The sequence below is a fragment of the Ruegeria sp. BG3 genome (genome assembly GCF_056538485.1).
This window is the reverse complement of the sequence record NZ_JBQFTE010000004.1, coordinates 134,435-153,908: the sequence shown is the minus strand read 5'-3', so window position 1 is coordinate 153,908 and position 19,474 is coordinate 134,435. Positions and strand designations below refer to the sequence as shown.

At 58.7% G+C, this 19,474-nt stretch carries 20 protein-coding genes; 5 read left to right on the top strand and 15 right to left on the bottom strand.

Annotation, left to right across the window (positions count from 1 at the left end):
* The first annotated feature begins 46 nt into the window (after window positions 1-46).
* On the top strand, window positions 47-1,879 hold the full coding sequence (locus ACR0AI_RS08225; RefSeq protein WP_480673087.1) for an amidohydrolase: 1,833 nt from the start codon (window positions 47-49) through the stop codon (window positions 1,877-1,879).
* Between the two features lie 21 nt (window positions 1,880-1,900).
* On the opposite strand, the gene ACR0AI_RS08220 is transcribed toward ACR0AI_RS08225, so the two are convergent.
* Complete coding sequence (locus ACR0AI_RS08220; protein ID WP_480673085.1) at window positions 1,901-2,437, bottom strand: SRPBCC family protein; 537 nt, start codon at window positions 2,435-2,437, stop codon at window positions 1,901-1,903.
* A gap of 84 nt (window positions 2,438-2,521) precedes the next feature.
* Complete coding sequence (locus ACR0AI_RS08215) at window positions 2,522-3,172, bottom strand: carbonic anhydrase (RefSeq protein ID WP_480673083.1); 651 nt, start codon at window positions 3,170-3,172, stop codon at window positions 2,522-2,524.
* 145 nt (window positions 3,173-3,317) lie between these two features.
* On the opposite strand from ACR0AI_RS08215, the gene ACR0AI_RS08210 reads away from it, so the two are divergent.
* The 3 genes from ACR0AI_RS08210 (at window position 3,318) to ACR0AI_RS08200 (ending at window position 5,888) form a co-directional block, all read left to right on the top strand.
* On the top strand, window positions 3,318-3,707 hold the full coding sequence (locus ACR0AI_RS08210) for a hypothetical protein (RefSeq protein ID WP_480673081.1): 390 nt from the start codon (window positions 3,318-3,320) through the stop codon (window positions 3,705-3,707).
* 64 nt (window positions 3,708-3,771) lie between these two features.
* Window positions 3,772-5,154 (top strand): leucyl aminopeptidase family protein, encoded by a 1,383-nt coding sequence (locus tag ACR0AI_RS08205; protein ID WP_480673079.1) that lies wholly within the window; start codon window positions 3,772-3,774, stop codon window positions 5,152-5,154.
* Window positions 5,151-5,888 carry a C40 family peptidase gene (locus ACR0AI_RS08200; protein WP_480673077.1) on the top strand — a complete coding sequence of 246 codons (738 nt, stop codon included), beginning with the start codon at window positions 5,151-5,153 and terminating at the stop codon, window positions 5,886-5,888. Before ACR0AI_RS08205 ends, ACR0AI_RS08200 begins: the two co-directional genes overlap by 4 nt.
* Here ACR0AI_RS08200 and ACR0AI_RS08195 read toward each other — a convergent pair.
* From ACR0AI_RS08195 to ACR0AI_RS08145, 11 genes are all read right to left on the bottom strand, one after another.
* Entirely contained in the window at window positions 5,885-6,235 is a 351-nt protein-coding gene (locus ACR0AI_RS08195) for a DUF2794 domain-containing protein (protein WP_170380289.1), read from the bottom strand. The two genes, ACR0AI_RS08200 and ACR0AI_RS08195, sit on opposite strands and share 4 nt — an antisense overlap.
* 73 nt (window positions 6,236-6,308) lie before the next feature.
* Window positions 6,309-7,973 carry an ABC transporter permease gene (locus tag ACR0AI_RS08190; RefSeq protein WP_170462905.1) on the bottom strand — a complete coding sequence of 555 codons (1,665 nt, stop codon included), beginning with the start codon at window positions 7,971-7,973 and terminating at the stop codon, window positions 6,309-6,311.
* Window positions 7,974-8,088: 115 nt separating this feature from the next.
* Window positions 8,089-9,306 carry a phenylacetate--CoA ligase family protein gene (locus ACR0AI_RS08185; protein ID WP_480673351.1) on the bottom strand — a complete coding sequence of 406 codons (1,218 nt, stop codon included), beginning with the start codon at window positions 9,304-9,306 and terminating at the stop codon, window positions 8,089-8,091.
* A gap of 19 nt (window positions 9,307-9,325) precedes the next feature.
* Window positions 9,326-10,159 carry an ABC transporter ATP-binding protein gene (locus ACR0AI_RS08180; protein WP_170470807.1) on the bottom strand — a complete coding sequence of 278 codons (834 nt, stop codon included), beginning with the start codon at window positions 10,157-10,159 and terminating at the stop codon, window positions 9,326-9,328.
* A 72-nt stretch (window positions 10,160-10,231) separates the two neighbouring features.
* On the bottom strand, window positions 10,232-11,515 hold the full coding sequence (locus tag ACR0AI_RS08175; RefSeq protein ID WP_170380266.1) for an ABC transporter substrate-binding protein: 1,284 nt from the start codon (window positions 11,513-11,515) through the stop codon (window positions 10,232-10,234).
* A gap of 75 nt (window positions 11,516-11,590) precedes the next feature.
* On the bottom strand, window positions 11,591-12,667 hold the full coding sequence (locus ACR0AI_RS08170; RefSeq protein ID WP_170380265.1) for a branched-chain amino acid ABC transporter permease: 1,077 nt from the start codon (window positions 12,665-12,667) through the stop codon (window positions 11,591-11,593).
* 3 nt (window positions 12,668-12,670) lie between these two features.
* Window positions 12,671-12,928 (bottom strand): hypothetical protein, encoded by a 258-nt coding sequence (locus ACR0AI_RS08165; protein WP_170380264.1) that lies wholly within the window; start codon window positions 12,926-12,928, stop codon window positions 12,671-12,673.
* A 2-nt stretch (window positions 12,929-12,930) separates the two neighbouring features.
* Window positions 12,931-13,917, bottom strand: coding sequence for a branched-chain amino acid ABC transporter permease (locus ACR0AI_RS08160; protein ID WP_480673074.1), 987 nt, complete (start codon window positions 13,915-13,917; stop codon window positions 12,931-12,933).
* 29 nt (window positions 13,918-13,946) lie between these two features.
* Window positions 13,947-14,765: an ABC transporter ATP-binding protein gene (locus tag ACR0AI_RS08155; RefSeq protein ID WP_170380262.1), complete on the bottom strand. Its 819-nt coding sequence runs from the start codon at window positions 14,763-14,765 to the stop codon at window positions 13,947-13,949.
* Entirely contained in the window at window positions 14,755-15,018 is a 264-nt protein-coding gene (locus ACR0AI_RS08150; RefSeq protein ID WP_480673072.1) for a hypothetical protein, read from the bottom strand. The genes ACR0AI_RS08155 and ACR0AI_RS08150 overlap by 11 nt, the downstream gene beginning before the upstream one ends.
* Window positions 15,015-16,958, bottom strand: a complete 1,944-nt coding sequence (locus ACR0AI_RS08145; protein WP_480673349.1) for an AMP-binding protein — start codon at window positions 16,956-16,958, stop codon at window positions 15,015-15,017. The genes ACR0AI_RS08150 and ACR0AI_RS08145 overlap by 4 nt, the downstream gene beginning before the upstream one ends.
* A 388-nt stretch (window positions 16,959-17,346) precedes the next feature.
* On the opposite strand from ACR0AI_RS08145, the gene ACR0AI_RS08140 reads away from it, so the two are divergent.
* Window positions 17,347-17,757 carry an ester cyclase gene (locus ACR0AI_RS08140; RefSeq protein ID WP_170479942.1) on the top strand — a complete coding sequence of 137 codons (411 nt, stop codon included), beginning with the start codon at window positions 17,347-17,349 and terminating at the stop codon, window positions 17,755-17,757.
* 91 nt (window positions 17,758-17,848) lie between these two features.
* Here ACR0AI_RS08140 and mutT read toward each other — a convergent pair whose 3' ends face one another.
* A complete protein-coding gene (mutT, locus tag ACR0AI_RS08135; protein ID WP_170462898.1) occupies window positions 17,849-18,247 on the bottom strand; it encodes an 8-oxo-dGTP diphosphatase MutT in 399 nt (132 codons plus the stop codon).
* Window positions 18,244-19,470, bottom strand: a complete 1,227-nt coding sequence (gene argJ, locus ACR0AI_RS08130) for a bifunctional glutamate N-acetyltransferase/amino-acid acetyltransferase ArgJ (RefSeq protein ID WP_480673070.1) — start codon at window positions 19,468-19,470, stop codon at window positions 18,244-18,246. Before argJ ends, mutT begins: the two co-directional genes overlap by 4 nt.
* Window positions 19,471-19,474 lie beyond the last annotated feature (4 nt).

Here is a 19,474-nt window from a genome sequence, read left to right as displayed (position 1 = left end):
TAAGTTGCGCCCATAGCCTTAAGAAAACCATCCAAAGGGTTTCACGATGCGCATTTTCTCAGTTCCTTTCATAATACTCGCCACTCTTTCTCCGCTGTCCGCGACATCACAAGAGATAGCCGATACGATCTATTCCGGCGGTCCCATTCTGACGATCAATGATGACCAGCCCTCGGCCGAGGCCGTGGCGGTCCGCGATGGCCGCATTCTGGCAGTTGGATCGCTTGCAGATATGGCCGCGCATCAAGGCGATGGGACCACAGCGTTTGATCTGGCAGGGCGCGCAATGTTGCCTGGATTTGTCGACAGCCACGGGCACGTTGTGATGGGCGGGCTGCAAGCCTTGTCGGCCAACATGCTGGCACCTCCGGACGGAGAGGTGACAGACATCGCCAGCCTGCAGGCCACTCTGACAGCTTGGGCCGAGGCAAATGCCGAAGCCGTGGAAAACGCTAACATGATCATTGGCTTTGGGTATGACAATGCGCAACTGGCCGAATTGCGGCATCCCACACGCCAGGATCTGGACGCTGTTTCAACGACCATACCCGTCGTGATCATCCACCAATCCGGACATTTGGGCGTTGGCAACTCAAAAGCGCTGGAACTGGCGGGCATCACCGCCGAATCCGAGGCGCCGCCGGGTGGCGTTATTCAACGGGACGAGAACGGCGAACCTAACGGAGTGCTAGAGGAATACGCGTTTTTCGCCTTGTTAGTGCCTCTTCTTGGTGATCTGGGCGAAGACGGTCTGGCTGAATTTGCCCGCGCCGGCAGCGCGCTTTGGGCACGGTTCGGATATACAACCGGGCAAGAGGGCCGATCATCCGGTGAGATCGTCGAGGTGCTGAAAAAGGTTGGAGCCGATGGCGAACTGCCCATTGACGTGGTTGCCTTTCCCGACGTTCTGGAGGCGCAGGACTACATTGGCAGCAATGTCTCAGGGGACTACACGAATAGGGTCCGCGTCGGCGGCTGCAAGCTGACTATAGATGGCTCGCCCCAGGGTTTCACGGCGCTGCGCGACCGTCCCTACTACGATCCGGTTGGCTCTTACCCTGCAGGCTATGCGGGCTATTCCGCGATCACGATGGAGCAGCTTCAGGACGCGGTGAACTGGTGCTACGAGAACGGCATTCAGATCCTGGTGCATTCGAATGGCGAAGGCGCATCGGACATGCTGATCGCCGCTCTGGAAGAAGCCCAAATGAAATACGGCGACCCCGGAAACCGCCCGGTTCTGATCCATGGCCAGTTTCTGCGCGAGGATCAGGTCGTCAGTTTCAAGCGCTTGGGCGTTTTCCCATCTGTGTTTCCCATGCACACGTTTTATTGGGGAGACTGGCATCGCGACCATACCGTCGGCCCGATCAATGGTGAGAACATCTCACCAACCGGATGGATACGAGAGCGTGAAATGATGTTCGGAACCCATCACGACGCACCGGTCGCCTTGCCCAACAGCATGCGCGTTCTGGCCGCGACAGTGACGCGACGTACCCGGTCAGGCGACATTCTTGGCCCGCATCAACGTGTCGATGTCATGACTGCCCTCAAGGCCATGACGATTTGGCCCGCATGGCAGCATTTCGAAGAGGATCACAAGGGTTCAATCGAAGTTGGGAAGGTCGCCGACTTCGTCATCCTTTCGGACGATCCGACGGCGGTAGACCCGGAGACCCTGGCCGAGCTACAGGTTCTGGTGACCGTGAAAAACGATACAGTTGTCTACGAAGCTGAAGACGGCATCCAAGAAGGCAAGCTGGACGTCTCGCCCTTTTCCAGCGATCCGGTTATTGCGCATACTTTCCTGCACGCGATTTATCAGGGCATGAAAGTCGAACAGCCTTGGCTGACGACAGAGCCAAAACGCAATTGAAGGGCGTTTCCCAGGGCAGGGTTATCCCTGCCCTTCCACCAAAACCTTGAGGTTCATCAGACCGCGCTCATAGTCGGGGCCAAGCCAACGGTCCGTCATCACCCCCATCCAGCGAGACATCGGGTTCATGCCCAATTCAGACGTGAAGCCCCATGTCACCTGCGTCTGATCCCCATCGGGCTGCAGGAGGAACGCGGCCGAGGCTGTTCCCATCGGACCGAAATCAAGCGCGGTCTGGACGCTTTGGTTTTCGACGCTCGCCACGATCTCCTGCGATCCGGTACCGACCTGCGGGTCGTCAGAGCTCCAGTTCAAGATATTCCCCACCCCCGACTCTGGCCCGGAATAGGACAGCTTCGTCTCGGGGTCCCGGTGAAGCCAGGGCGACCAATGCTCGGTCTGCTGCATTGAGTTCACATAGGGAAAGATCGCCTCGGGTGGCGCGTTGATGGTGATGCTGCGGGATACATCAGCTTTTGAGGGCAGCAAGTACGCAATGCCGACCAGTGCCAGTACAAGAACGATCAGGCCAAGAAAAACGCGTTTAATCAATTTCATAATATGCTCCAAAGGGTAATTCCCTTGTCCGGAGCATATCATAGAAAATTGGATGGAACCGCCGCTTAACGCGAAACCGAGACGTCAGACCGGAACAAACTTTTTCTGATAAGGATCGAAACACTCCAACCCGCCCGCACCGATATCGGTCCACAGCCCGTGCAGGCTGAGCGTGTCGTTCTTGACCGCATCGGACACAAACGGGAAGGTCATCAGGTTTTCCAGCGACGCAACGACGGCCTGACGTTCAAACTGGCGGGCCTGCTCGACGCCATCTTCGATATCCGCAACCTGTTCAAACTTGGGTTTGAGGATGTCCATCCAACGGCCAACAAAGCTCTCTTTTGCTTCCAGCTGCGGGGCTTCACCCTTGCACATGTCAATGCAGCCCTGCACCCCTCCACATTGCGAATGGCCCAGCACGATCAGATGGGCCACTTTCAACGCGGTCACCGCATATTCGATGGCTGCACTGGTTCCGTGGTGATCCCCATCCGGGGCGTAAGGCGGCACGAGGTTGGCAATGTTCCGGTGAATGAAGAACTCACCCTGATCGGCACCGAAGATCGAGGTCACATGAACGCGGCTGTCGCAACAGGAAATGACCATTGCACGGGGGCGCTGCCCCTCATCCGCCAGACGTCGATACCAGACCTGATTTTCGGAATAGGTCGTCGCTTTCCAGCCGTGATACCGTTTCACCAGATAGGTTGGCAAAGGTTTGGCTATATCCATTTTCGGCATTCCCGTCTTTCGTTGTGTAGGCTGCTGTAAACCGAATTCAAGAAAAATTCGAGCCATTATCCAAAGTCATCGCAAGGTTTTGCAAAGGAATTCACAGCAAGGATTAATGTCACGCCGTGGGGGCGTCTAAACTAGGGTGAATGTGGTGGAAAACATACTCAGGCTTGAACACAAGGTAACCGTGCGACTGGATCTGGATCGCCTCAGCGGGCTGTACCGGCAATTGGGTGACAAGAACGCGTTGGACGTGCTGTGCCGCACGGTCGAGGAGCTGGCCGTGCGCTTGTCGAATTGCGAACGGCACTGGCGGCAGCGCGATTGGGAGGCATTGCGCAAATGCGCCAAATCGCTGGTGGCAATCGCCGATCAGATCGGAATGACGGCGCTGGCGCGGGTTGCGAGCGACGTCACCGGCGCCGTGGATGCGGGCGATGCGGTTGCAGCAGGTGCAACGCTGGGTCGGTTGATCCGGGTTGGAGAGCGCTCTCTGACTGCGATCTGGGATCAGCAGGACCTTTCGGTGTGACGGGGGTTGCGGGCAGACCGCAGGCGGATAGTCTGGTCGCAAATTCACTCAGCCCGAGACGTTTATGACCCTCAGCTTCGCCCAACCCTCTGACACCTCTGTGCCGCTGCATGTGGTGGCGCAACCTGATCTGGACGATTGGCTGGCCGGTCAGTCCGATCACATCCGAAATTGGGTTGCAGCGAACGGGTTCAAGGGCGCGCTGGGTCAGGTCCTGACGGTGCCAAGCACGGAGGGCGGTGCGGGGTTCGCGCTGGCTGGATATGGAACCGAGGGCAAGCGCGCCCGCAAGCGGTTCCCTCTGGCCGCTGCGGCGGATGCGCTGCCCGGAGGCAGCTACCACATCGCGGCAGGCGTCCCCGCCGAGCACCTGGAGATGGAGTGTCTGGGCTGGTTGCTGACCGGCTACGCCTTTGATCGTTATGCGCCTCAATCCGCCGCCAAGGCGCGACTGGTTGCCCCTGAAGGCGTTGATGCCGCGCGGTTGGAGGTACTGGCAAATGCCGAGGCGCTGACCCGCGATCTGGTCAACACGCCAGCCTCCGATATGGGGCCGGATCAACTGCAAGCGGCAGCCGAGGCGTTGGCGGACGAATTCGGAGCCACGTGCAAAACGATCACCGGCGACGCGTTGCTGGAACAGAATTTCCCGTTGATCCATACGGTTGGGCGAGCCGCAGATCAGGCCCCGCGCCTGATCGAGATGAATTGGGGCGCGACCGGGCCGACGCTGACGCTCGTCGGCAAGGGTGTGTGTTTCGATACCGGCGGGCTGAACCTGAAACCGGGCGCGTCGATGGGTCTGATGAAAAAGGACATGGGCGGGGCCGCCAATGTTCTGGGCCTTGCCCGGATGATCATGGCGCTGAACCTGCCGCTACAGCTGCGGGTGCTGATCCCGGCGGTCGAGAATGCGGTCGCAGGCAACGCCTTCCGCCCCGGCGATGTCCTGACCTCGCGCAAGGGTCTGACCGTCGAGATCAACAACACCGATGCCGAGGGGCGCTTGGTTCTGGCCGACGCGCTGGCGCTGGCGGATGAGGGGAAACCGGACCTCGTGATCTCGATGGCAACCCTGACCGGCGCGGCGCGCGTGGCCGTGGGCCCCGATCTAGCGCCGTTCTACACCGATGATGACCGCGTCGCCGGTGCATTAAGCAACGCTGCCACCCGGTCCGCTGATCCGGTCTGGCGCATGCCCTTCCACACGCCCTATGAGGCGATGATTGAACCCGGCATCGCCGATCTGGACAACGCGCCTTCGGGCGGGTTCGCGGGCTCCATCACCGCAGCCCTGTTCCTGCGCCGCTTTGTTGAAGACAGCAATTACATGCATTTCGACATCTATTCCTGGCAACCCAGCAAGCAACCGGGTCGCAGTAAGGGTGGTCTGGGGCAAGGCCCACGCGCCGTACTGACCGCACTGCCCGAGATTTTGGGCCTATGACCCGCCTAAGCGTCGTGGACCCCGTCATTGACCTGCTGCGCAGCCCAAACGGCCCGCGCGATCGTCAGTTGCTATTCGGAGACAAAGTACAGCTTTCAGAACAGCAAGATGGGTGGAGTCATATCAAGGCCGACAAGGACGACTATGTCGGTTGGGTTCGCTCGGCCCAATTGGGGCCGCGACAGACCGCGACCCACAGGATTGTTGTGCCTGCCACGCATGCCTATGAGCAGGCGGATATGAAAACCCGCGATCTGGCCTCGCTGAGTTTTGGCAGCTCCGTACATGCGCGCTCTGAAACGGATGGATTTGTTGAAACTGAGCTGGGATTCATCCCCAAGGTCCACACCGCCCCAATTGCCGAATTGAACCGTGATCCTGTCGCTGTGGCCGAGTTGTTTCTGGGCACTCCCTATCTGTGGGGCGGCAACAGTCGGTTCGGGATCGACTGTTCTGGACTGGTTCAGGTGGGGTTGCTGGCCTGCGGTATGGCGTGTCCCGGCGACAGCGGCGATCAGGAAAAGGCCCTTGGTATCAATCTGCCCGAAGGATCAGAGGCCAAACGCGGCGATCTGTTGTTTTGGAAAGGCCATGTCGCATGGGTTTCCGGGCCAAATATGCTGTTGCATGCCAACGCGCACCACATGGCAGTCGCGTATGAATCCTTGGATCACGCCATCACGCGCATTCAGGCGCAGGGTGACGGGCCTGTGACAGCTCACAAAAGACTCTAATCCGGAGAAACTGAGCGGATCAGCTTGCGCTCCAGCACCCTCAGAACGGTGCGCAGGTCATGGCCGCGTTTCAGGATCCGTCCGTCCATCCCCACAACGGAATACATCCCCTGCTTTTGGCGCAGACGGGGATGCTTTTCGATCCGGTAGATCGGATGCTCGGCGGTCCGTCGGAAGATCGAAAAAATCGCCATGTCGCGCAGGTTGGAAATTCCGTAGTCGCGCCATTCTCCGGCGGCGACCATCTTGCCATAGACGGACAGGATATGGGACATCTCGCGCCGGTCGAACGCGACGGGCATCTGGGCCGAGTTTGTTGGGAACCGGCTGGGAGGCTGCATGTTCATACCCCAAGCCTTGCCGGAAAACGCGGCTGAATCAAGCCCGATGCGCAAGCGGGCCATAATTCGTCAACGGGTGTTACCGCCGTCCGACTTGTCGACATATCAGGATCACAGGCAGCAATCCAACAGCCAGAATGACCAAGGATGGTACCGCCGCCCCCTCGAGCCGCTCGTCCGAGGCCAGCCGGTAGGCCTGCACTGCCAACGTGTCAAAGTTGAAAGGGCGCATGATCAGCGTTGCGGGCAATTCCTTCATCACGTCAACAAAGACGATCAACAGGGCCGTCAACAATGAGGGCGTCAGGATCGGCAAATGCACCCGCCTTAGCGTGCCCAGAGGCGTTTGCCCCAAGGACCGGGCTGCGGCGTCCATATTGGCGTGAACCGTACTCTGCCCGCCTTCATAGGCACTTAGGGCTGCCGCAAGGAACCGCACCATATAGGCTGCCACCAGAAGCCAGATGGACCCCGTTACCAACAGGCCCGTCGATACATCAAATGTCGCGCGCATCCACGCATCCAGCGCATTGTCAAAGCTAGCAAAAGGCACCAGCAGACCAACCGCGATCACCCCACCCGGCACCGCATAGCCCAGCCGCGCGATATAGCCCGCGATGGTCGAGGGCCGCCCCGGTCTCAAGCGCTGAAAGAACCCAACACTGACGGCCGCAATAACGGTGATGACAGCAGCCGTCCCGGCGAGGATAAGCGAATTCTGAATGAAGCCGAGGTAGCGGGGTGACAGCAGGTTCTGCTCAGATTTCAACCCCATCTCGAACAGAACAACCACCGGCAGCAGGAACCCGAAAAACACGGGAATGGCGCAGAGGGCAAAAGCCCCAATCGCGCGCCATCCAGTCAGTTGCGCCGCGGGCAGAGCTGCATGTTGCTTGCCCGCTTGATAGTACTTGGCCTTGCCGCGCCGCGTGCGTTCAGCCACCGCCAGCACAAGCGCGAAAGTCAGCAGGCACAAAGCCAGCTGTGCGGCGCCTGCGCGATCCCCTAGTGAGAACCAGCTGGTATAAATGCCCGTGGCGAAGGTCTGGACGCCGAAATACGAGACGGTTCCGAAATCGGCGATGGTCTCCATGATCGCCAGAAGAACGCCTCCGGCAATAGCAGGGCGCGCCATCGGCAGAGAGACCCGCCGAAAGGCCAACCAGGGGCTGTTTCCCAACGCCCGCGCCGCCAGAAATGCGGTTGCGCTTTGCTGCAGGAACGCTGCCCGCGCCAGCAGGTAGACATAGGGGTAAAGCACCAGCGTCAGCATCACCGCCGCGCCTTCGGTCGAGCGGATTTCGGGGAACCAATAGTCGCGCGGCCCCCATCCCGTCACATCGCGCAGCGTGGCCTGCACGATACCGGGATGATCCAGAATGAATGTGTAGGCATAGGCCAGAACGTAGGCCGGGAAGGCCAGCGGCAGGACCAGCGCGATTTCCAAAAGGCGCACGCCGGGGAACCGCGTCATCGTCACCAGCCACGCCGCTCCGGTCCCGATGCTGAACGTGCCAACAGCCACCAGAACCACCAATATGGCGGTGGTCATCGTGTAGCGGGGCAGCACGGTTTCAGCAAGGTGCGAGATGGTTTCCGTTCCACCGGTCAGCGCCGCCAGAACCACCGCGACCATCGGCAACAGACAGGCCGCCGCTACGATATAGGCAATGGCCGCCAACAGCCGCGTGCCACGCACGCCGCGGTTTCGTGATCCATTTTCAGAATATTCGATCTGGGCCATTGTCCGGGCTTGTAAGTGGCGAGGGCGTCCTCTTTCTCGACTAAAACACTAGGAAACGCCAGTGCCCAGAGCAATAAATCTAGCAACAAATCTGCGGCATCAAACGCCGCAGATATCAGTCATAGACGCGCTGATCCTCGATCACCAGGCCATCCTTGGGCAAGGACCCGGGGGCCACAACCTCGATTGCGCCTTTCAGCTTCAGCACTTCGGCCACGGATTTCGCATAGGCCATGTCATCGCCACCCGCGCTTTCGATCTGGACGGTCATCGTGTCCATCTCACCCTGACGGGCCGCGATCACGCGAGCTTTGACGATCTCGGCATGTTTGTCGACCAGCGCGGCCACCTGCTCGGGCCGGACGAACATGCCCTTGATTTTGGTGGTCTGATCGGCACGCCCCATCCATCCCATGATCCGATCGTTCGTACGACCACAAGGCGACTGACCCGGCATGATGGCCGACAGGTCGCCGGTCGCAAACCGGATCAGCGGGTAGTCTGGGTTGAGAGAGGTCACCACGACCTCACCAACCTCACCGGGCGCAACCGGAGTGCCGGTGCCGGGAGTGACAATTTCGACGATGACATGTTCGTCCAGAATCATCCCCTCCATCGCGGCGCTCTCATAGGCGATATTGCCCAGATCGGCCGTGGCATAGCATTGCAGACAGGCAATGCCGCGATCCGCATATTCCTGCCGCAACGACGGGAACAGCGCGCCACCACCCACAGCGGCCTTGGAGAAACTCAGCGCAACGCCCATGGCATCGGCCTTGTCCAGAATAACCTTCAGATAGTCCGGCGTGCCCGCATAGGCCGTGCATCCAACGTCGCGGGCGGCGGTCACCTGCAGCTCGGTCTGGCCGGTCCCGGCAGGTAGAACAGCCGCGCCAACCGCGCGAGCGCCGTTTTCAAAGATCATGCCCGCAGGCGTCAGGTGATAGCCAAAGCAATTCTGAACGATGTCGCCCGCGCCAACACCGGCGGCGTTCAGGAAGCGACCCATGCGCCACCAATCGTGGTCGGTGCTGCCCGGCTCATAGATCGGGCCGGGGGATTGGAACACATGGTGAAAGTGCCGCGCGGGTTTGACTGTAAATCCCCCAAAGGGCGGCCGCTCTCCTTGCGCGCGGGTCAGGTCCGACTTGCGCAACACCGGTAGCAAGGGCAGGTCTTCGGCCGTTTTCACCGTATTAGTGTCTGTTTCAGCGAAATGCGCCATAAACCCAGGTGCAGACCGCGCCCGCTCCAGTTGCGCCTGCAGCGCCACCGCCTGATCCGAGGCGCGCTGATCCGCCGAGCGCGTTTCGAGTGCGTCGAAATAGGTCATCGCCATATCCTCCATCAGATCACAACCACCGCTTGCGGCGGCGGTACGAGCGCACATCGCGAAAGCTTTTGCGGCCTTCATCTGACATGCCGAGATAGAATTCCTTCACATCCGGGTTCTCGCGAAGTTCGGCAGCAGGGCCGTCCATCACCACGCGGCCGGATTCCAGAATGTAGCCATAATGGGCAAACCTGAGCGCAACATTGGTGTTCTGTTCGGCCAACAGGAACGAGACGCCCTCTTTCTCGTTCAGGTCTTTTACGATGCCGAAAATCTCTTCGACCAGCTGCGGGGCAAGCCCCATTGAGGGTTCATCCAGCAGGATCGTCTCGGGCCGTGACATCAGCGCGCGGCCCATCGCGACCATCTGCTGTTCCCCGCCCGAGGTATAGCCCGCCTGACTTTTGCGGCGCTCTTTCAGGCGCGGGAAGTAATTGTAAACCAGCTCCAGGTCACTCTGGATCGCGGCATTACCGTCCTTGCGGGTATAGGCCCCGGTCAGCAGGTTTTCCTCGACCGTAAGGTGTTCGAAACAATGGCGTCCCTCCATCACCTGAATGACGCCTTTTTCCACCAGATCCGCCGGGTCGCTTTCATGCACGCTTTGGCCGCGATATTTGATCGAGCCTTTGGTGACCTCGCCCCGTTCAGAATGCAGTAGGTTCGACACCGCCTTGAGCGTCGTAGTCTTGCCAGCACCATTCCCCCCAAGCAGCGCCGTGATGCCGCCTTTGGGAACCGTCAGGCTGACGCCCTTCAGCACGAGGATCACGTGATTGTAGATCACCTCGATATTGTTGACCTCAAGCAGGGTTTCCGCCTGCACATCCGTGGTTTGGGCCGCATCCAGCATCAGCGCCTATCCTCGTTCGCGTGTTCGGGTCAGGGCGGCAGCAAACCGCCGCCCCGCTTGGTTCAGAGCGCCTTAGTTGCAGCGCGTTTCGATATTGTTTTCAGCCGCATAAGCCGCCGAGTCTTCTGCGATCAGAGCGTTGATGACTTCGGCATCTGTCGGTTTGAAGTCCTGAACCGGGTTCCAGGTTCCGGCTGCTGCATCCCACTGGACCACACCCACAAGACCGGGGCCGCCATGGTTTTCACATGAAACCGAGAATTCCGGTCCGAAACCGACCATGCCCAGACCTTCCATCTTGGCATTGGTGATTTCCAACGCTTCCATGCCATCGCGCATCATTGACGCGTCGATTTCGGCAGTGCCGTGCATTTCCTGCGCAGTCTTTACCGCTTCAGCCGCCAACATCGCAGCATAGAGACCGCGGTTGTACTGAACAGTGCCCAGTTGATCCCCTGCGCCTGCGGCTTTACCGGCATCGACGACGTATTTCTGCAGATCGTCATAGACCGGATAGTCCATACCTAGGCCCGTGAAGGTCAGGGCCTTGTAGCCGGTGGCCTTTTCACCTGCAGGCTCGACATCGAATTCAGCACCTGACCACCAGACGCCAATGAAGTTCTCCATCGGGAAGCGAATGTTGGCCGCTTCCTGAACCGCAACTTGGTTCATGACGCCCCAGCCCCACATGATCACAAAATCGGGCTTTTCGCGGCGGATTTGCAGCCACTGCGACTTCTGCTCCTGACCTGGGTGGTCGACGGGCAGCAGAGACAGCTCATAGCCGTGCTTTTCGGCCAGCGTTTCCAGAGTGCGGATCGGCTCTTTGCCGTAGGCAGAGTTGTGGTACACCAGCGCGATTTTCTTGCCGCTCAGGTCTCCGCCGTTTTCATCCAGCAGATAGTTGATCGCGCCCGAAGCTCCGTTCCAGTAGTTGGCCGGATAGTTGAACACGTGGCTGAACACCTCGCCATTCGCAGCCGAGGTCCGGCCATATCCCATCGTGTGCAGCGGGATGCCATCTGCCGTCACTTTCGGGATCAGCTGATAGGTAATTCCGGTGGACAGCGGTTGATAGACCAGAGCACCTTCGCCTTTGGTCGATTCATAGCATTCCACACCTTTTTCAGTGTTATAGCCGGTTTCGCATTCGATAACCTTGGCTGGAACACCCCCGATGCCGCCATCGCGTTCATTCAGCAGAGTGAAATAGTCGGCGTAACCGTCAGCAAACGGAATACCGCCTGCCGCGTAGGGACCCGTCCGGTAGCTGAGCGACGGGAACACAAGGTCGGCCATGACCGGACCTGCGGCCATCACGGCGCCCAGCGCCAGGGTTGCCAGTTTCTTGTTCATCGGGTGTCTCCTCCCTTGATTGATCCGATGGTGGTTTCGGGCGTTTGCACCCGTCTTTTTTGATTGGGCCTGTCCCTAGTGCGGGAACGGCCAGAGTCTGAGTTTCTCCTTGGCGACACGCCACAGCTGCGCCAGCCCATGCGGTTCGAGGATCAGGAACATGATGATCAGCCCGCCTACGATCACGAGGTTCAGGTGCGCCACGATGTCCGTGGGCCAACCCAGCAGGTCTACGCCGATCAGCTTCAGCACGACTGGCAACAGCACAAGGAAAGCAGCTCCCGCAAAGGACCCGAAAATAGACCCTAATCCGCCGATAATGACCATGAACAGCACCAGAAATGATTTCTGGATGCCAAAGACCTCACCGACTTCAACCGCGCCCAGATAGACCGCAAAGAACAGCGCCCCCGCGATGCCCACGAAGAATGAACTGACGGCAAAAGCGGTCAGTTTGGCTTTGAGGGGGTTCACGCCGATGATCTCGGCAGCGATGTCCATGTCGCGGATTGCCATCCAGGTCCGGCCCGTGGTGCCCCGCGTCAGGTTGCGTGCAAGGATGGCGCAAACGGTCAGGAAGATCAGGCAGAACAGATAGGTCGCCCATGCCGGAGCATTTGGGCCGGTGATGATGATACCAAACACATCCCGTTCCGGCGCGTTAATCTGCCCCGAAGCCGAGTAGTTGTAGAACCATGGCACCCGGTTAAACAGCCACACTAGGAAGAACTGCGCCGCCAGCGTCGCAACCGCTAGGTAGAACCCCTTGATCCGAAGGCTCGGCAGGCCGAACAGCACGCCCACAAAGGCCGTGATACCTCCAGCAAGGATCACGTGGATGAACATGCTGACATCCGGGAAAGCAGTCATCAGCTTGTAGCAGGCATAGGCACCCACAGCCATGAACCCTCCGGTCCCCAGCGAGACCTGCCCGCAATAGCCCACAAGGATATTCAGCCCGATCGCCGCGATGGCGTAGATCAGAAAGGGCAGCAGCAGGGCGTTCGCCCAATAGTCGTTTATGATGAAGGGAATGATCCCGAACGCAACTGCCAGCACGACATAATAGCGGTACCGGTCAAACTTGATCGGGAAAGTCTGGCTGTCAGCAATGTACGAGGTTTTGAAATCCCCGGCCTCACGATAGAACATGTCTTACTTTCCCCATTCTTCCTGCGCCCGGTTCCGGGCCGCGGCGTCCAATTGGTTTGAGCCCTTGGCGTATCCGCTCGCCTCAGACGCGCGGACCAGTTTCAAATAGGCCAGAACGCCCATGATCAGACCCGCAAAAGCCAGGATTGCCGCGATGGTCAGCTGGCCTTCGGAAAGATCGTCCGAGGTCAGGGCTATATACCCAAACGCCCAGAACCCGGCCCATGCGATGACGTTGATGATGGCGATCAGCTTGGTCATCGCTAAACCCTCTCGATGATCTTCTCGCCGAACAGGCCCTGAGGTCGGAACACGAGGAAGATCAGCGCCAGCACGTAGGCAAACCAGTTCTCAGTCGCGCCGCCCAGCGCAGGTCCTAAGGCGAATTCGAACAGCTTCTCACCCACGCCGATGATCAGCCCGCCGACGATGGCTCCGGGGATCGAGGTGAAGCCGCCCAGCATCAGCACCGGCAGCGCCTTGAGCGCGATCAGCGACAGCGAGAACTGCACGCCAGACTTGGTGCCCCACATGATCCCCGCGACCAGAGCGACGAAGCCGGCCACCGACCAGACCATGACCCATATGAAGTTCAGCGAAATCCCGACCGACAGCGCTGCCTGATGGTCATCCGCCACGGCGCGCATCGCCCGACCCTGTTTGGTGTACTGGCTGAACGCAACCAGAGCTGCCACCAGAAGCGCCGCGATGATCGTCGCCACGATGTCCAGATTGTCGATGAAGAAGCCGTAGTCGAAGATGATGTAGGTCGTCTCATCAATCCACAGGTTGATGCCCTGTGGCAGGCCTACATCCAGCGTCTTGATCTCAGACCCCCACATCAGGTCGGCCACGCCCTCAAGGAAATAAGCCAGACCAATGGTGGCCATGAACAGAATGATAGGCTCCTGTCCGACCAGATGGCGCATGACGAAGCGCTGCACCGCCCAGGCCAACAACACCATCACCGCCATGGTCAAAAGGATCGCCAAGAGCGCGGGCACGTTCCAGCCAAAATAGTGGATATGCGTCCCGAAAATCGCATTAATCAGGTGGGCAAAAGGCACTTGCCCCTTCATGATCCCCACCAGCGTCATCGCCGCAAAAAGCGCCATAACCCCTTGGGCATAGTTGAAAATCCCCGAAGCCTTGTAGATCAGCACAAAGCCCAGCGCGACCAGCGCATAAAGCACCCCGGCCATCAGACCGTTGAGGATGACCTCCATCGCAAATACGAGTTGTTCAGGCATAGGTGCCTCCCCAATTTACTACCCCGATGTCAGTCATGGCTGACCCCCAGATAGGCGTCGATGACCTCTTGGTTGTTGCGCACCTCGTCGGGCGTGCCGTCACCAATCTTCTTGCCGTAATCCATCACAACGACCCGGTCGCTCAGGTCCATCACCACGCCCATGTCGTGCTCGATCAGAGCAATGGTGGTGCCAAATTCGTCATTCACATCGAGGATGAAGCGGCTCATGTCCTCTTTCTCTTCGACGTTCATGCCCGCCATGGGTTCATCCAGCAGCAGCAGCTTCGGCTCCGCCGCCAAAGCACGCGCAAGCTCCACTCGCTTCTTCAACCCGTACGGCAGGCGTGACACAGGCGTCTTGCGGATGTGCTGGATCTCTAGGAAGTCGATAATCCGCTCAACCGCCTCACGATTCTCGGTCTCTTCCGCCTCGGCTTTACCCTTCCACCACGCCTGTTGAAGGATGTTGGTCTTCATAAAGCTCAAGCGTCCGGTCATGACGTTGTCCAAAACGCTCATGCCTTCAAACAAGGCGATGTTCTGGAAGGTCCGCGCAATCCCCTGCTGCGCGACCTCAAACGGCCGCATCGGAGGACGCTTGGAGCCGTGGAACCAAACCTCACCCTCCTGCGGGACATAAAACCCCGAGATCACATTCAACATCGAGGACTTACCCGCGCCGTTCGGCCCGATAATGGCACGGATTTCACCCTCTCGAATATCGAACGAGATGTCCTTGATCGCAACCACGCCACCAAAACGCAGGGTGATGTTTTTCATCTCCATGACCACACCGCCGATCTTGCGGCCGTCTTCGGTGACATATCCTTCGGAATTATCCAGCATCATTCGCCCACTTCACAATACGATTCAGGAAAAGGCAGCTAAGCACACCCGCTCCGAGATACCCGTAGATTGCGCCGCCATCGAAAGCCTTCGCGGGATAGGCAAGGGCGCTCAGCATACCCACGATCATGCCGATTAACCCGCTGACAACGTGGGAAAAGGCGTTCGAAACTCGCTCGGAAAAATAAATGACCGCTCCGGCACCAAAACCCACCGACAAAGCGACAAACAAGATTGGCAAAATGAAACTCATTCCGCCGCGACCTTGTGCTGCGCGACCGACACAACCGGCGCATCAACGATCTCTAGCGTTGCAGAAATCGACCCTTTGCGCCCATCCTCGTAGGTCACTTCGGTTGTCGTCGAAACGCTCGAGGACCCGTCATAAAGGGCGGCAATAATGTCGTGGAATTTGTCCTCGACAAAGCCACGTCGCACCTTGCGGGTCCGGGTCATCTCGCCATCATCGGCATCCAGTTCCTTATGCAGAACCACAAAGCGATGCACCTGACAGCCCGACAGCATCTCATCCGCAGCGACCGATTTGTTAACCTCTTCCACGTGGGCCTTAATCGTCTCTAACACACGCGGATGTCCCGCCAGTTCCTGGTAGGACGCGTAAGCTACGTTGTTGCGCTCGGCCCAGTTTCCGACCGCCGTCAGGTCGATATTGATGAAGGCCACGCAGCGATCCTTGCCGTTCCCGAACAGAACGACCTCAAGAATATCGGGATAGAATTTCAGCTTGTTCTCGACATATTTCGGCGCGAACATCGACCCGTCAGCCATTTTGCCCACATCCTTGGCGCGGTCGATGATCCGCAAATGGCCCGAGCTTTCCTCGATGAACCCGGCATCCCCGGTCGCAACCCAGCCCTCAGCATCCTTGGTCGAGGCCGTCGAATCCGGGTTGTTGTAGTATTCAACAAACACACCGGGCGAACGGTAATGGATCTCGCCACTCTCGTCGATTTTCAATTCGACCGCAGGGGCTGGAACGCCGACCGTATCTGCGCGCACCTCGCCATCCGGCTGCTGCGTGATAAAGACGGTCGCTTCGGTCTGACCATAGAGCTGTTTGAGGTTGATGCCCAAAGAGCGGTAGAAATCAAAGATTTCCGGCCCGATGGCCTCACCCGCCGTATAGCCGACGCGGAACCGGCCATAGCCGAGCGTATCCTTCAACGGGCCGTAAACCAGCATATTGCCAAGCGCGTATTTCAGCTTGTCGCCAAAGCCCACCGGCTTGCCGTCCAGCAACAGGCCACCGACCTTTTTGGCATGGGCCATGAAGTGATGAAACATATTGCGCTTCAGCTTGCCCGCATCCTCCATCCGGATCATCACATTGGTCAGCTGCGTTTCAAAAACGCGCGGCGGTGCAAAGAAATAGGTCGGTCCAATCTCGCGCAGGTCGGTCATCATCGTGTCGGCACTTTCGGGGCAGTTCACGCAGAAGCCGCACCAATAGGCCTGACCGATCGAGAAGATGAAATCGCCGACCCAGGCCATAGGCAGGTAAGACAGAATGTCTTCGTTCCGGGTCAGATGATCGAACTCAGCCGAGTTCTTTGCACTTTCAATGACATTCCGGTTCGACAGCACCACACCCTTGGGCTTGCCCGTCGTACCCGAGGTATAGAGCATCACACAGGTATCGTCATAGGTGATCGCCGCGATACGCTTGTCCAGCTCAGTATCGAACCGCGCGTGCCCTGCGCTGCCTTCGGCCATAATGTCCTCAAGCGCGTTCATCTGCGAGTGGTCATATTTCCGCATACCACGCTTGTCGGTATAGAGGATGTGTTTGACCTGATGCAGGTTTTCCTGAATCTCGATGACCTTGTCGACCTGCTCCTGATCGCCGCAAACGACAAATTTCGCGCCGCAATGTTCCAGCACATAGGCCATCTCTTCCGCGACCGAGTCCTGATACAGAGGCACCGGAACCGCGCCCACCATCTGAGCGGCCACCATCGACCAGTAATGCGCCGGACGGTTACGACCAATGACGGCGATGTGGTCGCCCTTCTCAACGCCCAACTCCAGGAACCCAAGCGCGATGGCGCGAATTTCCTTAGCGGCCTCCGCCCAGGTCCAGCATTGCCAGATCCCGAATTCTTTTTCCCGATAAGCCGGGGCATCCCCGAACTCTGTAGCATTGCGATGTAGCAGCGCCGGAAGGGAGTGCATCCCTTCAGCGCCCGACTGCGTCTGAGCCAATCTCTTTCTCCTCCCCACCCGACCCCTCCCCGGGCCGGAAATGGCGGGTCCGGGATGGTGCCCGAACGCCAATGCCCCGATTAGGAGCACAGTCACGATCAGCGTCAAGTTTTGCCTGATGTTTTCTCAATTCTTACGAATTGTAACAGGGTCAGGTGGACTCGTTTCGCACGATCGAACATGCGCTCTAAAGTTCAGCGCAATCGAATATCTGCACACATTTGAGCCAACGTCATTCCTGCTCGGCCTTGCAGGTTTATCCTAGGTCATTTTGAGATACGCACGTTTCAACGTACTCTGATTGGTGTTGAGTGACTGAGTGGCCAATTCAGTTGGCTGTTGTTTAAGGGGGAAACCAATGTCCATTCAAAAAACTGCACGAGAGTTCTTTGAGGCATGCGAAACCGGCAAAGGCTGGGACGGCTGTAAGGACTTCTGTCACGACGGTGCCACGTTTTCAGCGCAAGCCGATGCTCTGGTCGATGTTACGACACTGGAAGGTTACGCTGACTGGATGAAGGGGCTGCTAACTCCGATTCCAGATGGGCACTATGAGCTAAAATCGTTCTCGACTGACGATGAACGTGGAATCGTGAATGCATTTGCTGTTTTCCACGGAACCCATTCAGTAGATGGTCCAGTGCCGGCCACCGGCAAAACAATCGCGGCCGACTACGTTTACGCGATTGAATTCGATGGCGACAAAATTCGGCATATGACGAAAATCTGGAACGACGCGCATTCCTTGAAGCAGCTTGGCTGGGCTTAACGTTAGAAGATAGGAAACCCAGCGGAAAATCCCGCTGGGTTTCTTTTCTAATCTTTCATTTGAAAACCTTAACTCTGGTTTTGCCAGACGTTCACAACCAATCCCGCAGTATCGGAATCAGCGGCACATCTGCCGCTGGCATCGGGTAGTTGCGAAGATCGTTCGCCCGCACCCATTTCAGCGCCTGACCCTCCTTGGACTGCGGGATACCCTCCCACTTCCGGCAGGCAAACAACGGCATGAGCAGGTGAAAATCGTCGTAGCTGTGGCTGGCGAAGGTCAGCGGCGCGAGGCAGGAGGTCCAGGTGTTGATGCCAAGTTCCTCGTGCAATTCGCGGATCAGGGCGGCCTCGGGGGTTTCGCCGGGTTCGATCTTGCCGCCGGGGAATTCCCACAGACCAGCCATGGATTTGCCCTCGGGACGTTGGGCCAGCAAAACGCGGCCCTCGATGTCGATCAGAGCCACAGCAGACACTAGTACTGTCTTCATGAACGATAATCCGCGTTGATCTCGATATAGCCATGGGTCAGGTCGCAGGTCCAAACGGTGGATTGCCCTTCACCCAGCCCCAGATCGACTGCGATCACAAGATCTTGGCCTTTCATGTAGGCGGCCGCGTCTTCTTCACGATAGTCGGGGCTGACCCAGCCTTTTTCAGCGACCAGAATATCGCCGAAGGAAATGCTCAGCAGGTCGCGGTCGGCGGCGGCTCCGGATTTGCCGATGGCCATGACGACGCGACCCCAGTTGGGGTCCTCACCCGCGATGGCGGTTTTCACCAGAGGGGAGTTCGCAATCGCCAACCCGTGCACCTTGGCGTCTTCGTCCGAGGCGGCTCCGGTCACGCGGATTTCTACGAATTTCGTCGCCCCTTCGCCATCGCGCACAACTTGCTGCGCGAGGTCCAGCATCACGGTTTCCAACGCCACTGCGAAGGCCGCGTTCCCGGTAGCATCAACACCCGACGCGCCGGTTGCGCACAGCAAAAGGCTGTCCGATGTCGAGGTATCGCTGTCCACGGTGATGCAGTTGAAGGTCCGGTCTGTCTGCGCGCCCAGCATGGATTGCAGCGCCGATTGGTCAACCACCGCATCGGTGAAGATGTAGACCAGCATCGTCGCCATATCGGGCGCGATCATGCCGGACCCCTTGGCAATCCCCGCAATAGAGACTGTTTTGCCGTCAATCTCGACCTGCGCCGAGGCCCCTTTCGGGAAGGTATCGGTGGTCATGATCGCCCGCGCTGCGTCCTCAATCGCGTGACGGCTAAGGCCGGATTTCAGCGCCTCAAGCTGCGAGACAATACGATCATGCGGCAGAGGTTCACCGATCACACCGGTGGATGAGGTGAAGACCCTCTCAACCGGAACGCTGGTCGCCTTTGCCACGGCTTGCGTCACCTCAGCGACCGAGTTTTGGCCGTAGTGGCCGGTGAAAGCATTGGCATTGCCCGAGTTCACCAAAATCGCCGCTGGCCCATCGCTGGCGCCGCCGATCTTATCCTGACAGTCCAGCACCGGAGCGGCGCGGGTGGCCGAGCGGGTAAACACCCCGGCCACGGACGTGCCGGGATCGAGAACCGCCAACATGACGTCGGTCCGGCCTGTGTAGCGCACACCCGCCTCGACGGTTGCAAAACGCACTCCGTCAATCGCGGGCAGGTCGGGAAAACCGGCAGGGGCCAGTGGCGAGGTTTTGGTGATCGTGGCCACGGGT

Excerpts from the sequence above, each read along its gene's own strand:
- ACR0AI_RS08150 (WP_480673072.1), bottom strand. The coding sequence starts at position 15,018 with ATGAGTTTCATTTTGCCAATCTTGTTTGTCGCTTTGTCGGTGGGTTTT.
- ACR0AI_RS08185 (WP_480673351.1), bottom strand. The coding sequence starts at position 9,306 with ATGACCTATTTCGACGCACTCGAAACGCGCTCGGCGGATCAGCGCGCC.
- ACR0AI_RS08175 (WP_170380266.1), bottom strand. The coding sequence starts at position 11,515 with ATGAACAAGAAACTGGCAACCCTGGCGCTGGGCGCCGTGATGGCCGCA.
- ACR0AI_RS08180 (WP_170470807.1), bottom strand. The coding sequence starts at position 10,159 with ATGCTGGATGCGGCCCAAACCACGGATGTGCAGGCGGAAACCCTGCTT.
- ACR0AI_RS08215 (WP_480673083.1), bottom strand. The coding sequence starts at position 3,172 with ATGGATATAGCCAAACCTTTGCCAACCTATCTGGTGAAACGGTATCAC.
- ACR0AI_RS08160 (WP_480673074.1), bottom strand. The coding sequence starts at position 13,917 with ATGCCTGAACAACTCGTATTTGCGATGGAGGTCATCCTCAACGGTCTG.
- ACR0AI_RS08170 (WP_170380265.1), bottom strand. The coding sequence starts at position 12,667 with ATGTTCTATCGTGAGGCCGGGGATTTCAAAACCTCGTACATTGCTGAC.
- ACR0AI_RS08200 (WP_480673077.1), top strand. The coding sequence starts at position 5,151 with ATGACCCGCCTAAGCGTCGTGGACCCCGTCATTGACCTGCTGCGCAGC.
- ACR0AI_RS08190 (WP_170462905.1), bottom strand. The coding sequence starts at position 7,973 with ATGGCCCAGATCGAATATTCTGAAAATGGATCACGAAACCGCGGCGTG.
- ACR0AI_RS08145 (WP_480673349.1), bottom strand. The coding sequence starts at position 16,958 with ATGCACTCCCTTCCGGCGCTGCTACATCGCAATGCTACAGAGTTCGGG.
- ACR0AI_RS08165 (WP_170380264.1), bottom strand. The coding sequence starts at position 12,928 with ATGACCAAGCTGATCGCCATCATCAACGTCATCGCATGGGCCGGGTTC.
- mutT (WP_170462898.1), bottom strand. The coding sequence starts at position 18,247 with ATGAAGACAGTACTAGTGTCTGCTGTGGCTCTGATCGACATCGAGGGC.
- ACR0AI_RS08140 (WP_170479942.1), top strand. The coding sequence starts at position 17,347 with ATGTCCATTCAAAAAACTGCACGAGAGTTCTTTGAGGCATGCGAAACC.
- ACR0AI_RS08220 (WP_480673085.1), bottom strand. The coding sequence starts at position 2,437 with ATGAAATTGATTAAACGCGTTTTTCTTGGCCTGATCGTTCTTGTACTG.
- ACR0AI_RS08195 (WP_170380289.1), bottom strand. The coding sequence starts at position 6,235 with ATGAACATGCAGCCTCCCAGCCGGTTCCCAACAAACTCGGCCCAGATG.
- ACR0AI_RS08205 (WP_480673079.1), top strand. The coding sequence starts at position 3,772 with ATGACCCTCAGCTTCGCCCAACCCTCTGACACCTCTGTGCCGCTGCAT.
- ACR0AI_RS08155 (WP_170380262.1), bottom strand. The coding sequence starts at position 14,765 with ATGCTGGATAATTCCGAAGGATATGTCACCGAAGACGGCCGCAAGATC.
- ACR0AI_RS08225 (WP_480673087.1), top strand. The coding sequence starts at position 47 with ATGCGCATTTTCTCAGTTCCTTTCATAATACTCGCCACTCTTTCTCCG.